Source organism: Streptomyces sp. CGMCC 4.7035, from assembly GCF_031583065.1.
Lineage (GTDB): Bacteria > Actinomycetota > Actinomycetes > Streptomycetales > Streptomycetaceae > Streptomyces > Streptomyces yaanensis.
Genome location: NZ_CP134053.1, coordinates 1,777,330 through 1,792,596, shown reverse-complemented (window position 1 = coordinate 1,792,596; position 15,267 = coordinate 1,777,330). Strand labels below are relative to the sequence as shown.

Below are 15,267 nucleotides of genomic sequence, written 5' to 3'. Positions count from 1 at the left end.
GGGTCAGGTGCACTGCCCCGCAGCGTCCGGCGTATCGACCCACAAGGTTGTCGTCAGGCCACCGCGGTGGTCGCGCGCGTGGTCGTCGCGATCGTCGCCGAGCCCACCACGCGCGTGCCGTCGTACAGCACGATCGCCTGGCCGGGGGCGACGCCGCGGACCGGCTCGGTGAAGCGCACCTGGAGTTCGCCGTCGACCAGCTCCGCCGTCACCTCCGTCTCGCCGCCGTGGGCGCGGAGCTGGGCCGTGTACGTGCCGGGGCCGGACGGAGCCGCGCCGCACCAGCGGGGCTTGATCGCGGTCAGGGCGGCGACGTCCAGGGAGGGCGCCGGGCCCACCGTCACCGTGTTGGTGACCGGCGAGATGTCGAGGACGTAGCGCGGCTTGCCGTCGGGTGCCGGGGTGCCGATCCTGAGGCCCTTGCGCTGGCCGATCGTGAAACCGTACGCCCCTTCGTGCGTGCCCAGCTTGGTGCCGGACTCGTCGACGATGTCGCCCTCCGCGGTGCCCAGGCGCCGGGCGAGGAAGCCCTGGGTGTCGCCGTCCGCGATGAAGCAGATGTCGTGCGAGTCGGGCTTCTTGGCGACCGCGAGGCCCCGGCGCTCGGCCTCCGCGCGGATCTCGTCCTTCGTGGTGACCGTGTCGCCGAGCGGGAAGAGCGCGTGCGCCAGCTGCTTCTCGTCCAGCACGCCGAGGACGTACGACTGGTCCTTGGCCATGTCGGAGGCGCGGTGCAGCTCGCGCGTGCCGTCCTCGCTCACCACGACCTTGGCGTAGTGGCCCGTGCAGACCGCGTCGAAGCCCAGCGCCAGCGCCTTGTCCAGGAGCGCCGCGAACTTGATCTTCTCGTTGCAGCGCAGGCACGGGTTCGGGGTGCGCCCGGCCTCGTACTCGGCGATGAAGTCCTCGACCACGTCCTCACGGAAGCGCTCGGCGAGGTCCCAGACGTAGAACGGGATGCCGATGACGTCCGCGGCGCGGCGGGCGTCGCGCGAGTCCTCGATGGTGCAACAGCCGCGCGCGCCCGTGCGGAACGACTGCGGGTTCGCGGACAGCGCGAGATGCACGCCGGTCACGTCGTGGCCCGCTTCGGCGGCGCGGGCGGCGGCGACGGCGGAGTCGACTCCGCCGGACATGGCGGCGAGGACGCGGAGGGGGCGCTGCGGGATGTCAGTCATAGCCCTTCAAGAGTACGGGGCCCAAGGGAACCGGGGCCCGCGAGTATCCGTTGACGTTCATGTGGGGGATCGGAAAGCGGTGAGAGACGGCGACCGGCGGCTCGGGCGGCGGGCGCTGCTGGTCGGCGGCGCGGCGGCCGGGGTGGGCACGGTCGCGCTGGCACGGCAGGAGCTGGCGCACCTGTGGTGGCGGCTGCCCGGCGTGGAGAAGCCGCGGGTGGAGGGCGCGGTCGACTTCCGGGGCGCGCAGTGGGTAGCCGCGTCGTCGGCGAACCTGCGGCGCGCGGACCGGCCCGACGACTACGGCATAGACCGTGTGGTCATCCATGTCACCCAGGGCGGTTACCGCAGCGCGGTGAAGGTCTTCCAGGACCCGGCGCACGGCGCGGCGGCGCACTACATCGTGCGCAAGGACGGCCACGTCACGCAGATGGTCCGCGAGCTGGACGTGGCGTTCCACGCGGGCAACCGTGAGTACAACGAGCGCAGCGTCGGAGTCGAGCACGAGGGCTTCGTGGAGCGCGCCTCCTCCTTCACGGACGCGATGTACGAGGCGTCGGCGCGGCTCACGGCCGGGATATGCGGGCGGTACGGCATACCCGTCGACCGCGAGCACATCATCGGACATGTGGAGGTGCCGGGCACGGACCACACGGATCCGGGGCCGCACTGGGACTGGGACCGGTATATGAGGCTCGTACGCAGCGCCCGGACAGCCGGGGCACAGCGCGCGCAGGGCGCTTGAGGAGCGCGTACACAGCCTTAGGAGAATGTGACCCAAGTCACTCTCCATCGACGTTGTGAGCGGCCTTCGAGAAGCGTGTGTCCGATGCGTCCCGCACCCTTCACGCGATCAGGGGCGCGACAACTTGTCTTTTGTCCAAGGCAGTTGTGGGGCCGTCACGGTCACTGCGCCCTCACAGCGTCCATGACGTCCCCCTAAGTCCGATGTCCGCGCTCCCGCCGTCAGGTCAGTCCCGCGGTGCGCGCACGCTCCACCGCGGGGCCGATCGCCTTGGCGACCGCCTCGACGTCGGCCTCCGTGGACGTGTGGCCGAGGGAGAAGCGCAGGGTGCCGCGGGCCAGGTCCGGATCGGTGCCGGTGGCGAGGAGGACATGGCTCGGCTGGGCGACACCGGCCGTGCAGGCGGAGCCCGTGGAGCACTCGATGCCCTGCGCGTCCAGCAGCAGGAGCAGGGAGTCGCCCTCGCAGCCCGGGAAGGTGAAGTGCGCGTTGGCCGGGAGTCGGTCCACCGGGTCCCCTCCCAGGATCGCGTCCGGGACGGCCGCACGGACCGCGGCGATCAGGTCGTCGCGCAAGCCGCCGATCTCGCGGGCGAACCACGCGCGTTGCTCGGCGGCGAGCCGTCCGGCGACCGCGAAGGAGGCGATGGCCGGCACGTCGAGGGTGCCGGAGCGGACATGGCGCTCCTGGCCGCCGCCGTGCAGCACCGGTACGGGGCTGTACGCGCGGCCGAGGAGCAGCGCGCCGATGCCGTACGGACCGCCGATCTTGTGGCCGGAGACCGTCATCGCGGCGAGGCCCGAGGCCTCGAAGTCGACCGGGACCTGACCGAAGGCCTGGACCGCGTCGGCATGCAGCGGGATGCCGAACTCACCTGCCACATCGGCCAGTTCGCGGACCGGCATGAGCGTGCCGATCTCGTTGTTGGCCCACATGACGGTGACCAGGGCGACGTCGTCGGGGTTGCGGGCGATGGCCTCGCGCAGGGCCTCCGGGTGGACGCGGCCGTAGGGGTCGACGGGCAGGTACTCGACGGTGGCGCCCTCGTGCTCACCGAGCCAGTGCACGGCGTCGAGGACCGCGTGGTGCTCGACGGGGCTGGCGAGGACGCGGGTGCGGGCGGGATCGGCGGCGCGGCGGGACCAGTACAGCCCCTTGACGGCGAGGTTGTCGGCCTCGGTGCCACCGGAGGTGAAGACGACCTCGCTGGGGCGGGCGCCCAGCGCTTCGGCGAGGGTTTCGCGGGCCTCTTCGACGGTGCGTCGCGCGCGACGGCCGGACGCGTGCAGCGAGGAGGCGTTGCCGGTGATGCCGAGCTGCGCGGTCAGTGCCTCTGCCGCCTCGGGGAGCATCGGGGTGGTCGCGGCGTGGTCGAGGTAAGCCATGGTGGGCCCAATTCTAGGGCCGTCCCTTTTCGGCCTCGGCCCTGGAGGGCCGTGTGTGCGGTGCGGTGCGGCCGGTTCTCGCCCCGGGTACCGGCGGCGGTACCCGCAGCGGTCTAGAAGCTCCAGGACACGGTGTGGTCCAGCTGCATGAAGGTCACCAGGACCACGAGGTCCGCGATGCCCAGGCCCAGGCCGAGGAGTGCGCGGCCCCGGCGCTTCGTGCCGTGCCACAGGGCGACCGATGCCAGGACGATGGCGATCGGCCCCAGGAAGACGTTCAGGACGAGAAGGCCGAGCAGGCCCAGGATGAAGGACGCGACGGCCATGCCGTCCGTGTCGCGCACACCGCTGCGGCGGGCCGGTGCGGCGGTGTCCTCGGTTCGTGCGGTTCGTGCGGCGGTGAGTTGCATGACGGTCAGCTCCCGAGGGTCGGTCGGTGTTCGGTGGATCAGTGGGCCGACGGATGCCGCCGGCGTGCGTGCCGCTCGCGGACGGCGAAGACCACGAGCCAGGCACCGATGACGGCCGCGGCGACGAGGGTGAAGGAGAGCGGGGCGTGGGCCACGGTGCCCAGGACCATGCCCAGGAGCAGGAGTGCGGCGACGAGGAACAGCATGGGACGAGATCCCCCTCCGAGATTGCCTCTCGTGACGTTTCGGTGAACGGTTGTAGTTACAGTTGTTCACTGACTTCTGAGTCTAGCGCGTCCCACGGCTTTTCAATTCCAGAGAACAGTTGTTAACTGCATGGCATGAGTCACACCCTCGGCATCCGACAGGCCCAGAAGCAGAAGACCCGGCAGGCGCTCCTGGACGCGGCGCTCGGACTGCTGGAGGAGCAAAGCCTGAGCAGCCTGGGACTGCGCGAGGTCACCCGGGCGGTCGGCGTCGCCCCGACCGCCTTCTACCGGCACTTCCGCTCGACCGCGGACCTCGGTGTGGCCCTCGTCGAGGAGGCACTGGGCAGCCTGCACCCGATGATCGCGACGACGGTGTCCGGCGGAACCGGCGACAGCGCCGAACGCATAGCCCGCGCCGTCGATCTGATCGCCCGCCACGTGGACACCCACCCCGCCCACGTCCGGTTCATCGCCCGTGAACGGCACGGCGGGGTGCAGCCCGTACGAGAGGCCATCCGGGAGCAACTGGCCCGGTTCACCGAGGAGGTGAAGGCCGAGCTGGCCAAGGACCCCGAGTCGGCGGGGTGGAGCGACGACGACCTGCTCATGCTCGCTCATCTGTACGTCGACCAGATGCTGATCACCGCCTCACTCTTCCTGGAGGCGCTGGAAGCGCCGCCGGAGGAGCGCGAGCGCGTGGCCCAGGTCGCGGCCCGTCAGATGCGGCTCATCAGCATCGGCCGCCACCACTGGCCGGCCTGACCGGGACGGACACGAGCGGAGGCGGCGCGCCCGTTCACCGAGTGCGCCGCCTCTGTCGTACGGAGCATGGAGTACCGAGTACCGAGTACCGAGTACCGAGTCCAGGTCAGCCCTGCTGCGCCTGCTGCCCCTGTTGCCCCTGCTGTGCCTGTTGCGCCTGGCCGCCGCCCGGCTGACCGCCTCCCTGGCCTCCGCAGCCGCCGCCCTGGCCGGCGCCGCCCGGCTGACCTCCTCCCTGGCCGCCGCCGGGGCCGCCCTGACCGCCGCCGGGCGCGCCGGACGGCATGCCGGAGGGAGTGCCGGTCGGCTTGCCCGAGGCCGCCGCGCCCGTGGGCGCACCCGACGGGGCGCCCGAGGGAGCGCCGCTCGGCCGGCCGGAGGCGCCGCCGGTCGGCATGCCGGACGGGGCCTGACAGGCCTGCTGCTGCCCGGAGTTGCCGTTCGAGGACGACGAGTCGCCGGAGCCGCACGCCGTCAGGACGAGGGGCGAGAGCGCCAGCAGGGCCACCGCGGGGACGAGACGCACACGCTTCATGAGAAACAACTCCAAGGAAGATGAGGGTTCCTGAGGCGGGCACTCAACCAACGGCGCTTAGGGCTCCCTTGAGTCCTTCCTGTCCCCGGCCTGTGCGCCGGGTAAAGCGCATCCCAAGAGACCGATCTGACCAGGGACTTCAGGACCGCCGCTCGACTACTGGCTGGTACAGCTTCGTGACAGAGGCGGCCGCGGTCATCAGTTCCTCGCGCACTTCCGGCGGGGAGAGCACCTCCACGCGGTCGGAGAACGCGAGCAGTTGACGGGCCTCGCGGACGAAGCCGTAGGACAGCCGCGCGGTCACCCACTCGCTCGCGCCGTCGTCCTCGGGGAGCCCGGCCAGTGCCGAGGCCGTCATCCGCAGGAACATGTCGAGGCGGTCGCGCCGGACCCGTACGGTGACGTCGAGCCCACCGGGGCGCTCCTCGACCTCACGACGCAAGACCTCCCAGGCGTCGGCGAGTTCGACGCCCGGCCGCCGTCGCACGGGGTCGTCGAGCAGCGTGGCGGACCGCACCCGGTCGGCGCGGAAGAGCCGCGGCTTCGCGCGGCGGTCGGCGACCAGGTACCAGACGCCCGCTTTCGAGACGAGCCCGTACGGGTCGACCGTGTACGTGTGCGGTGCGGTGTCGCCGCTGTGCCGGTAGCGCAGCCTCAGCCGACGGTCGGCGAACACCGCGTCCTGGAGGGTGTCCAGGTCGACGGCGAGCTGCGGGCCGCCCTTCCAGCGGGTTGCGTCGACCAGGATGCGGCGGCTGGTGACCTCGGCGGCGGGCCGGTGCGGCGCGGGCAGCGCGGCCATCACCTTGCGCAGCGCGGAGCCGAGGGCCGCGTCCAGACCGAGGGCGGCGTGCGTGCCCTGTGCGGCCAGGATGAACAGGGCGCGGGACTCGTCCGCGGTCAAGCCCGTGACGTCCGTACGGAAACCGGCGAGCAGTTCGATGCCGCCGTGCCGTCCGCGCTCCGCGTACACCGGGACGCCGGAGGCGGACAGGGCCTCGATGTCGCGGTAGATGGTGCGCACCGACACCTCCAGCCGCTCGGCGAGTTCGTGCGCGGGGACGCGGCCTCGGGTCTGGAGCAGCAGGAGGATCGAGAGCAGGCGGTCGGACTTCACCCGCCCAGCATCGCGGCGGTACGAGGGGCCGCGCAAATGTTGACGGAAACTGTCACGTTATGAGGCGACCCTCATGGCACCGACTCACTTCGGGCCACTTCGAGAGGACCGCCATGGACATCGACCCCCGCCCCGTCTACGCCCGTGCCGCCGAGCAGGTCGCCGCGCTGATCAAGACCGTAGGGCCGGAGCAGCTCGCCGGGCCCACGCCGTGTACCGATTTCGACGTACGGACGCTGTTGTCGCACCTCGTCGGCGGCACGCGCCGGATCGCCGTGGTGGGGGCGGGCGGTGACGGTCTGGCCGTACGCCCGTTCGTGGACGGCGTCGCGGACGACGGCTGGTCGGCCGCGTACGACGGGGCCAGGACGGAGGTCCGGCGGGCCTGGGCGGAGGACGCGCGGCTGGACGCGACGGTGCGTGTTCCGTGGGGCGAGACGTCGGGGCGCAACGCGCTGTCGGGGTATGTGATGGAGGCGGTGACCCACACGTGGGACCTGTCCGAGGCGCTCGGCCGTCCTCTCGAACTCGACCCGGAGCTTGCGGAGTTCGCGCTGGCCGTGGCCCGGCTCGTGCTGCCGGCCCCGGACCGCGGCGACGACGGGCCGTTCGCCTCGGCCGTGGCCGCTCCGGAGGGGGCCGATGCGTATGGGGAGCTGGGGGCGTGGCTCGGGCGGCGGGGGTTCGGCGCGTAGCCGTGCCGGGTGCGGCGGGGATGGATTCCGCCCCCGCCGCCCCTACCCGTCCCGTCCTCCAGGGGCTCCGCCCCTTCAACCCCACCAGGGGGCTCCGCCCCCTGAACCCCCGCTCCTCAAACGCCGGAGGGGCTGAATTTGCCGTCTCTGGGGGCGGCAAACCGTATGTCCCCTCAGGCGGCCAGCCTGGCCCTCGCCAGTTGGCGTGACTGGGCGACCAGGCGGTTTGCGCTGTCCCATACCTCCGCGTCCTCTTCCAGGAAGCCGCCCGCGAGGTTGCGCGTGGTGATGGAGACCCTCAGCGGGCCCGGTGCCGGGCGGGAACGGACGTGGACGGTCAGTTCAACCGTCGGCACCCAGCCGGAGAGGCCGAGCTCGAAGGCGGTCGGCGGCAGCGCGTCGACCGCGAGGAGCAGCGAGAGCGGATCCGCGTCGCGGCCGTCGGCGAGCCCGAACCAGGCCCTCATCTCGCCCTTGCCGGACGGCGATCCGAGCGCCCAGCCCAGCGTGGCGGGGTCGAGCTTCAGCATCAGGCGGTCGGTGATGGCCGAGCTGCCGGGGACCGGCGCCGGGCCGTCCTCGGGGCCGAAGCACTGGTCCAACGGCGGGAAGGCCGGCGGCTTCGCGCTCGTACGGACGTCGTCGGGCAGGGAGTCCAGGTCGCCGTAGGAGGCGAGGACGCGGATCCGTTCGACCTCGCGGCCCTCGTCGTCGTACTGGAAGAGGGAAGCCTGACCGGTGGAGAGGGTGCGGCCGGTGCGGACGAGCTCCGTCCGGATCACCGCGGGGCCCGGCTGGGACGCGGTGAGGTAGTGCGCGGAGATCGTGAACGGGTCGGAGTGCGGCAGGGCGTCCGCGAGGGCCCGGCCCAGGACGGCCAGCAGATAGCCGCCGTTGACGGCGCTGATGATCGTCCAGCCGGCGGAGAGGTCGATGTCGTAGACGCCGGGCTCGCGGAGGGTGACCGCGGTGTCGCGGTCGAACTCGCTGTCGCCGATTGCGGCTCGTGCGGCCTGGGCGGTAGCTGCATCTGGCATGCCTGAACGCTACAACAGGTGATTACTAAGCAGTAGCTTTTGCCGTTTCGACCGTGTGACGATCACAACTGCGCACCCCGCCACCACGCGATTTCCAGCCACTCCTAGGTGAGGTTTTGGCAATTTCTCGGTAAGTGTCACCACTCGTCCGTGACCGATGGCCCCCGGATTCCCTCTCAGAAGACGTACAGCTTGATCCATCCGTTTCACAGGGAGAGCCGCAAAGCCGATGAGTCTCACCGGGACGCCGTTCCTCCTCACGTCGATCGCCCTCGCGGCGGTCGCCCTCATCCTGCCTCTGCTCCTGTGGTCCCGGATCCGCGGCCCGGTGGTCGTGCGCCATGCGGCCCGGCTGCTGATGCTGTTGTTCGCCCAGGGCACGGCGATCACCCTGGTCTTCGTCATGGTGAACAACGCCAACAGCCTGTACGACAACTGGGACGACCTGCTCGGCACCGGCAACCATGTGCAGCAGGCCGCCGACCTCGGCAAGGACGGCACCGGGGGCATCCAGGTCAAGGCCCTGCCCAAGGTTCGCCAGCAGTTCACGCAGGCCGAGGGGCCGGGCATGCACGCCGCCGGCGGGGTACGCGTCACGCAGGTCAGGGGACGAGTCTCGGGCGTCAACGCCGAGGTCTACGTCTGGCTGCCGCCGCAGTACGACGAACCCGCCTACCGCAACAAGAAGTTCCCGGTCGTGGAGCTGCTGTCCGGCTATCCCGGCTCGGCGAAGGCGTGGTTCGGCTCGCTCAACGTGCACGAGCAACTGCTGCCGCTGATGCGCAGCGGGCAGGTGGCGCCGTTCATCCTGGTCGCGCCGCGCACCAACCTCATCGCCAAGGTCGACACCGGCTGCGCGAACATCCCGGGCACCGTCAACGCCGACAGCTGGCTGAGCATAGACGTGCCCAAGATGGTGACGGACAACTTCCGCGCCCAGTCCGCGCCGAACGGCTGGGCGGCCGCCGGCTACTCCGCGGGAGCGCACTGCGCGGCGAAGCTCGCGGTCGCGCACCCCGACCGCTACCGGGCCGCCATCAGCATGTCCGGCTACAACGACCCGATCGGCGAACGCCACTCGCTCGCCGCGCGGAGCATCGAGCTGCGGCGCGAGAACAATCCGTTCCTCCTGCTGAAGGGCTACCGCACCCCGCCGCGCATCTCCCTCTATCTGTCCGGCCAGCTGGGCGACGGCTATCAGGCGGCCGCGGCGCTCAAGGGGATCGCCAAACCGCCCACAACGGTGCGCACGGTGTTCATCCCGCGCAGCGCCGGCGGCCACACGCTGGCCCTGTGGCGGCCGCAGATCCCGTACGCGTTCACCTGGCTGACCCAGCAGATGACCGGCAAGCCCGTCACCGGGGCTATTCCTCAGCAACCGTGGAGCGACGGTTCCAAGCGCGCGGCGCTCGCCAGTGGAACCTCATCGCCAGCAGGCGCAGTACGAAAGCGGTGACCACCGCGAGCCCGGAGGTGAACGGGGTCAGCGCGTCATAGCGGATGCAGAGCACGACCATCGTGGCGCCCACGATCGCCGGCACCGCGTACAGGTCGCGGTCCCAGCGCAGCAGGGAGGGCACCTCGTTGGCGAGGACGTCCCGCAGTACGCCGCCGCCCACGGCCGTGGCGAGACCCAGAGCCGCGGACGAGGTGAGGCCGAGTCCGTAGGCGTACGCCTTCGTCGTCCCGGCGACACAGAACAGGCCGAGGCCGGCCGCGTCGAAGACGTTGACGGCGACCTGGATGCGCTCCACCTGGGGGTGGAGGAAGAACACCAGGAGGGCGGCGAGCAACGGGGTCAGGAAGTACCCCAGATCCGTGAAGGCGGCCGGCGGTACGGCACCGATGACCAGGTCACGAAAGACCCCTCCGCCCAGCGCGGTGACCTCGGCGAGCACGGCGATGCCGAAGACGTCGAAGTTCTTGCGGACGGCCAGCAGCGCGCCGGAGATCGCGAAGACGAAGATGCCGACGACGTCCAGCGTGTGCTGGACGGAGGGGCTGAACAATTGCTGGAGCACCCCTACATTGTCACCTATCGAAGGGCATGGAGGGTGCGCGCCTTATAAAGCAAGGTCGAAGCTCCGGAGCGCCGAGGTTGCCGAGGTTACAGAGCCGGCTTTCCGGTGGTGTAGATCCACTTCTGGAACAGGTCGTCCAGCTTCTGCCCCGAGATCCTCTCCGCGAGCCGGATGAAGTCGCCGGTGTTCGCGTTGCCGTACCGGTGGAGCTTCGTCCAGGTGGGCAGGAGCTTGAAGAACGCGGTGTCGCCGATGCGCTCCCGCAGCGCCTGGAGCGTCATCGCACCGCGCTGGTAGACCGCCGAGGCGAACATGGTGTCGCGCTGCGGGTCGGCCACCGTGATCTGCCAGAAGGCATTGTCGGCCGGGCGGGCGTTGTATGCCGCGAGGAAGGAGTCGTGCGCCGAGCGGGTGCCCTTGTGCTCGGCCCACAGCCACTGGGCGTAGGTCGCGAAGCCCTCGTTGAGCCAGATGTCCTTCCAGCGCTCCACCGAGACCGAGTCGCCGAACCACTGGTGGGCCAGCTCGTGCACGATGGTCGACTCGGAGCGGACGGCCGAGTACACGGGCTTCGACTGGACCTCCAGCGAGAAGCCCGCCTCGGGCATGTCGTCGACGATGGCGCCGGTCTCCTCGAAGGGGTACGGGCCGAAGACCTGTGACCAGTAGTCGGTGGCCTCGGCCGTGACGGCGTACACGTCGACGTTGTTGCTGTTCGCCAGGACCGGGTCGATGGCGACGTAGATCGGGATCCCCGAGGGTGTCTTCCCGGTCTTCACGTCGAACTTGCCGACGGTCGCCGTGGCCAGGTACGTGGCCATCGGCTTGGTCTCACGCCAGTGGGTCACGGTCTGGTCGCCCTTGTCGTACGTGGAGACCAGGCGGCCGTTGGAGACGGCGGTCAGGCCCTTGGGGGCCTTGATGCGGATGTCGTAGGTGGCCTTGTCGGCGGGGTGGTCGCTGGAGGGGAACCAGGTGGAGGCGGCGTTGGGCTCGCAGGCGACGAAGACACCGTCGGCGGTCTTCATCCACCCGTAGTTGGAGCCGAAGACGATGGGGCCGCCGAGGGCTTCGGGGATGCCGCCGTAGGTGACGGTGACCGTGAAGTCCTTGCCCTTGGGGAGGACGCCGCGCGGGGTGATGCGGATCTCGTCGCCCTCGCGGGTGAACTGGGCGGGTCTGCCGTTCACTTCGACCTTCGTGACGTCGAGCTTCTGGAGGTCGAGGTCGAAGGAGGTGAGGCTCTGGGTGGCGCGGGCCGTGATCGTCGTACGGCCGTCGAGGCGGTCGGTGTCCGGGTTGTACGCCACGTCGAGGGCGTAGTGGCGGGCGTCGTAGCCGCCGTTGCCGAGCTGCGGGAAATAGGTGTCACCGATGCCGTCGGCGCCGGCGGACGGGGCGGAGGAGGCCGCGATGGCGAGAAAGGAGGCCGCCGCGGTGGCGAGGGCCCCTAAGCGTGCCGAACGGGAGAGTGCCATGAGTCGTCCCTTCGAGCGTGCTGTCGATCAGACGGACACGCCAGACTCTGCGCTCTCCCGTTCGGGCATGCACATGACTTTACCAAGTCGTCATGCGTTACTTGTCAGTTGACTCCTGACGATCGGCTTCCGCCTTCGCCTCCGAAGCGGCCGCCTCGGCGGACTCCTCGGTGGCCGCGGGCTCCTCGGTGGCCGCGGGCTCCTCGGTGGCCGCGGGCTCCTCGGTGGCCGCGGGCTCCTCGGTGGCCGCGGGCTCCTCGGTGGCCGCGGGCTCCTCGGCGGACTCCTCCTCGGAGGACTCCTCCTCAGCGGCAGCCGACTCCTTGGCGGACTCCTCGGAGGACTCCTCCTCAGCGGCGGCCGGCTCCTCGGTGGCCTCCTCGGCCGACTGCTCCGAAGAAGCCTCCTCAGCCTCGGCCTCGGCCGCCACCTCCGCGGCCACAGCCGCCGACGTCTCCGCCGACTCCTCCAGCACCGCCTCCGGCACCAGCTCCGCCGCCTCCTTGGCGTCGGTCAGCAGCACCGTGTCCTGCGGGGCCTGGTCCTCGAAGTTCTCCGGGTGGTGGCAGGCGACGCGCTGCCCCGGCTTCAGCTCGATGAGCTGCGGCTCGGTCGTCCGGCAGACCTCCGTGGCCTTCCAGCACCGGGTGTGGAAGCGGCAGCCGCTCGGCGGGGAGATCGGCGAGGGCACGTCACCCTTGAGCAGGATGCGCTCGCTCTTCTCCGACTTGCGCCTCGGGTCCGGGATCGGCACCGCCGACATCAGCGCCTTGGTGTACGGGTGCATCGGCGCGTTGTACAGCGAGTCGCGGTCCGCCAGCTCCACGATCTTGCCCAGGTACATCACCGCGATCCGGTCCGAGACGTGCCGGACGACCGACAGGTCGTGCGCGATGATCACGTACGTCAGGCCGAGCTCCTGCTGGAGGTCGTCCATGAGGTTCACGACCTGCGCCTGGATGGACACGTCGAGCGCCGAGACGGGCTCGTCGGCCACGACCAGCTTCGGCTTCAGCGCGAGCGCGCGGGCGATGCCGATGCGCTGGCGCTGACCGCCGGAGAACTCGTGCGGGTAGCGGTTGTAGTGCTCGGGGTTGAGACCCACGACCGACAGCAGTCGCTGCACTTCCTTCTTGATGCCGCCCTCGGGCTCGACGCCCTGGAGGCGGAAGGGAGCGCTGACGATCGTGCCGATGGTGTGACGCGGGTTCAGCGACGAGTACGGGTCCTGGAAGATCATCTGCACGTCGCGACGCAGCGGACGCATGCCGCCGACGCCGAGGTGCGTGATGTCCTTGCCCTCGAACTCGACCTTTCCGCCGGTCGGTTCGAGCAGCCGGGTGATCAGCCGGCCCATCGTCGACTTGCCACAGCCGGACTCGCCCACGACGCCCAGGGTCTCCCCCTTGCGCACCTCGAAGTCGAGGCCGTCGACCGCGTACACCGCGCCGACCTGCCGCTGGAGCAGGCCCTTCTTGATCGGGAAGTGCTTCTGGAGCCCGGTCACCTTCAGCAGGACGTCGCCGTCACCGGCGCCCTTGGTGGCCTTGGTGCCTTCGCTCTGCGCGGGAATGGTCACTGCTTTGTCCTCGCTCACAGCTTCGGCGCAATCTCTTCGGTCCAGATACGCTCCCGCTGCTCCTGCGTCATGTGGCAGGCGGCCCAGTGCTGGCTGCCGACCTCGGTCAGCTCGGGGCGGACCGTGCGGGTGACGTTGTCCTTCGGGAGGTCAGCGTACGGGCAGCGGGGGTTGAAGGCGCAACCCGACGGGATGTTGATCAGGGACGGCGGAGAGCCCTTGACCGGGATGAGGCGCTCCTGCTGGTCCCGGTCGAGACGCGGCATCGAGCCGAGCAGACCCCAGGTGTAGGGGTGCCGGGGCTCGTAGAACACCTTCTCGGCCGGTCCCCGCTCGACACAGCGGCCGCCGTACATCACCAGGAGGTCGTCGGCCAGCTCGGCGACGACGCCCAGGTCGTGGGTGATGATGATGACCGCGGAGCCGAACTCCTTCTGCAGATCGCGCATGAGGTCGAGGATCTGCGCCTGGACGGTCACGTCGAGGGCGGTCGTCGGCTCGTCCGCGATGAGCAGCTCGGGGTTGTTGACCAGCGACATCGCGATCATCGCGCGCTGGCGCATACCGCCGGAGAACTCGTGCGGGTAGTTGTCCACCCGCTTGTCCGGCTGCGGGATGCCCACCCGGTCGAGCATCTCGATCGCCCGCTTGCGGGCGGTCTTCTTGTCGACGTTGTGGTGGATGCGGTACGCCTCCACGATCTGCTGACCGATCGTGAAGTACGGGTGCAGCGCGGACAGCGGGTCCTGGAAGATCATCGCCATCTCGCGGCCGCGCATCTTGCGCACCTGGTCGGGGTCGGCCGACAGCAGCTCGGTGCCGTTCAGCCAGATCTCGCCGGAGATCTGCGCCTTGCGCTTGCCGTACTGGCCGGCGGTGTGCAGGCCCATGATGCCGAGCGAGGTCACCGACTTGCCGGAGCCCGACTCGCCCACGATGCCGAGGGTCTTGCCCTTCTCCAGCTTGAAGCTGAGCCCGTCGACGGACTTGACCAAGCCGTCGTCGGTCGGGAAGTGCACCTTCAGGTCGCGCACTTCGAGGAAGGCGGTGGGGGCGGGCGAGGCGGAGGTGGGCTCACCCACGGCCGCTCCGCTCTTGCTGAGTTCGGTCATGAGAGCCTCACTCGGGGGTCGATCACGGCGTACAGGACGTCCACCAGGAGGTTGGCGATGAGCACCGCGAGCGAGGTGATCAGGGTGACGCCCAGGATGATGGGCAGGTCCTGGTTCTTGATGGCGTTGAGCACCGCCTGCCCCAGGCCGGGCAGGTTGAACGTCGACTCCGTCAGGATGGCGCCGCCGATGAGGGCGCCGAGGTCCATGCCGAGCATCGTGAGGATGGGCGTCATCGTGGAGCGCATGGCGTGCTTGCCGATGACGACCTGCTCCTTGAGGCCCTTCGCGCGCGCCGTGCGGATGTAGTCCTCGCCGAGGATTTCCATCATGGTGGCGCGGGTGATCCGGGCGTACATCGCCGCGTACAGGAACGCGAGGGTGGTCCAGGGCAGGATCATGGCGCCGAACCAGCCGGAGAAGCTCTTGTCCAGGGGCACGTACTGCGCGTCGATCCAGTGCATACCGAAGACGAAGATCGCCGAGGCGAGCATGCCGGTGAAGTAGATGGGAAGGGAGACACCCGACAGCGCGACGACCATCGCACCGCGGTCCCAGATGCTGCCCCGCTTGAGCGCGGAGAGCACACCCGCCGCGACACCGAAGATCAGCCACAGCACGGCGGCACCGAGCGCCAGACCCAGGGTCACCGGGAAGCGGTCGGTCAGCACCGGCCAGACGGCCTGCTCACTCCGGAAGGAGTAGCCGAAGCACGGCGCGGCGCACTGCGTGACGTCACCGCCGCCGGAGTAGGTGCGGCCGACGAAGATGCCCTTGAAGAACTCCCAGACCTGAGAATAGATCGGGTCGCCCAGGCCCAGCTTCTGCCGCACCGCTTCGACGGCGGCCGGGTCGGCCTGCTTGCCCACGAAGCTCGAGGCGATGTCCACCCCCGCCCACTTGGGGATGAGGAAGAAGATGCCGAAGACCACCATGACGATGACCACAAGCATCACTGCGGCGGCGAACAACCGCCTGATGAGGTAAGCGAGCACAGCTCTCGG

General features: G+C 70.1%; 16 protein-coding genes. 4 read left to right on the top strand and 12 right to left on the bottom strand.

Annotation, left to right across the window (positions count from 1 at the left end; genetic code table 11):
* Positions 1–53: 53 nt before the first annotated feature.
* Positions 54–1,178, bottom strand: coding sequence for a tRNA 2-thiouridine(34) synthase MnmA (gene mnmA, locus Q2K21_RS07510; protein WP_310767360.1), 1,125 nt, complete (start codon positions 1,176–1,178; stop codon positions 54–56).
* A 79-nt stretch (positions 1,179–1,257) separates the two neighbouring features.
* On the opposite strand from mnmA, the gene Q2K21_RS07505 reads away from it, so the two are divergent.
* Complete coding sequence (locus Q2K21_RS07505) at positions 1,258–1,923, top strand: N-acetylmuramoyl-L-alanine amidase (RefSeq protein WP_386276020.1); 666 nt, start codon at positions 1,258–1,260, stop codon at positions 1,921–1,923.
* Between the two features lie 221 nt (positions 1,924–2,144).
* Here Q2K21_RS07505 and Q2K21_RS07500 read toward each other — a convergent pair whose 3' ends face one another.
* The 3 genes from Q2K21_RS07500 to Q2K21_RS07490 form a co-directional block, all read right to left on the bottom strand.
* Positions 2,145–3,308 (bottom strand): cysteine desulfurase family protein, encoded by a 1,164-nt coding sequence (locus tag Q2K21_RS07500; RefSeq protein ID WP_310767353.1) that lies wholly within the window; start codon positions 3,306–3,308, stop codon positions 2,145–2,147.
* A gap of 113 nt (positions 3,309–3,421) precedes the next feature.
* Entirely contained in the window at positions 3,422–3,718 is a 297-nt protein-coding gene (locus Q2K21_RS07495; protein ID WP_310767350.1) for a DUF4190 domain-containing protein, read from the bottom strand.
* Positions 3,719–3,756: 38 nt separating this feature from the next.
* A complete protein-coding gene (locus tag Q2K21_RS07490; RefSeq protein ID WP_310767346.1) occupies positions 3,757–3,924 on the bottom strand; it encodes a hypothetical protein in 168 nt (55 codons plus the stop codon).
* A 135-nt stretch (positions 3,925–4,059) separates the two neighbouring features.
* Here Q2K21_RS07490 and Q2K21_RS07485 point away from each other — a divergent pair, with 135 nt between their 5' ends.
* Positions 4,060–4,689 carry a TetR family transcriptional regulator gene (locus Q2K21_RS07485; RefSeq protein WP_310767343.1) on the top strand — a complete coding sequence of 210 codons (630 nt, stop codon included), beginning with the start codon at positions 4,060–4,062 and terminating at the stop codon, positions 4,687–4,689.
* A gap of 106 nt (positions 4,690–4,795) precedes the next feature.
* On the opposite strand, the gene Q2K21_RS07480 is transcribed toward Q2K21_RS07485, so the two are convergent.
* Together Q2K21_RS07480 and Q2K21_RS07475 are read right to left on the bottom strand one after the other, a co-directional pair.
* A complete protein-coding gene (locus Q2K21_RS07480; RefSeq protein ID WP_310767341.1) occupies positions 4,796–5,224 on the bottom strand; it encodes a hypothetical protein in 429 nt (142 codons plus the stop codon).
* Positions 5,225–5,363: 139 nt separating this feature from the next.
* On the bottom strand, positions 5,364–6,341 hold the full coding sequence (locus Q2K21_RS07475; protein WP_310767338.1) for a helix-turn-helix transcriptional regulator: 978 nt from the start codon (positions 6,339–6,341) through the stop codon (positions 5,364–5,366).
* A gap of 113 nt (positions 6,342–6,454) precedes the next feature.
* Between Q2K21_RS07475 and Q2K21_RS07470 the strand changes: the two genes are divergently transcribed.
* Entirely contained in the window at positions 6,455–7,036 is a 582-nt protein-coding gene (locus Q2K21_RS07470; RefSeq protein WP_310767335.1) for a TIGR03086 family metal-binding protein, read from the top strand.
* Positions 7,037–7,209: 173 nt separating this feature from the next.
* On the opposite strand, the gene Q2K21_RS07465 is transcribed toward Q2K21_RS07470, so the two are convergent.
* Positions 7,210–8,073: a thioesterase family protein gene (locus tag Q2K21_RS07465; protein WP_310767332.1), complete on the bottom strand. Its 864-nt coding sequence runs from the start codon at positions 8,071–8,073 to the stop codon at positions 7,210–7,212.
* A gap of 229 nt (positions 8,074–8,302) precedes the next feature.
* Between Q2K21_RS07465 and Q2K21_RS07460 the strand changes: the two genes are divergently transcribed.
* Positions 8,303–9,529 carry an alpha/beta hydrolase gene (locus Q2K21_RS07460; protein WP_310767329.1) on the top strand — a complete coding sequence of 409 codons (1,227 nt, stop codon included), beginning with the start codon at positions 8,303–8,305 and terminating at the stop codon, positions 9,527–9,529.
* Here Q2K21_RS07460 and Q2K21_RS07455 read toward each other — a convergent pair.
* The 5 genes from Q2K21_RS07455 to Q2K21_RS07435 all read right to left on the bottom strand — a co-directional run bounded on the left by Q2K21_RS07455 (position 9,438) and on the right by Q2K21_RS07435 (position 15,258).
* On the bottom strand, positions 9,438–10,094 hold the full coding sequence (locus tag Q2K21_RS07455) for a trimeric intracellular cation channel family protein (RefSeq protein ID WP_310767326.1): 657 nt from the start codon (positions 10,092–10,094) through the stop codon (positions 9,438–9,440). The two genes, Q2K21_RS07460 and Q2K21_RS07455, sit on opposite strands and share 92 nt — an antisense overlap.
* An 86-nt stretch (positions 10,095–10,180) precedes the next feature.
* Positions 10,181–11,572 carry a M1 family metallopeptidase gene (locus Q2K21_RS07450; protein WP_310767322.1) on the bottom strand — a complete coding sequence of 464 codons (1,392 nt, stop codon included), beginning with the start codon at positions 11,570–11,572 and terminating at the stop codon, positions 10,181–10,183.
* Between the two features lie 97 nt (positions 11,573–11,669).
* A complete protein-coding gene (locus Q2K21_RS07445) occupies positions 11,670–13,151 on the bottom strand; it encodes an ABC transporter ATP-binding protein (RefSeq protein WP_310767319.1) in 1,482 nt (493 codons plus the stop codon).
* Between the two features lie 14 nt (positions 13,152–13,165).
* Positions 13,166–14,263, bottom strand: a complete 1,098-nt coding sequence (locus Q2K21_RS07440; RefSeq protein ID WP_310767316.1) for an ABC transporter ATP-binding protein — start codon at positions 14,261–14,263, stop codon at positions 13,166–13,168.
* Entirely contained in the window at positions 14,260–15,258 is a 999-nt protein-coding gene (locus Q2K21_RS07435) for an ABC transporter permease (RefSeq protein WP_310767313.1), read from the bottom strand. Before Q2K21_RS07435 ends, Q2K21_RS07440 begins: the two co-directional genes overlap by 4 nt.
* Positions 15,259–15,267 lie beyond the last annotated feature (9 nt).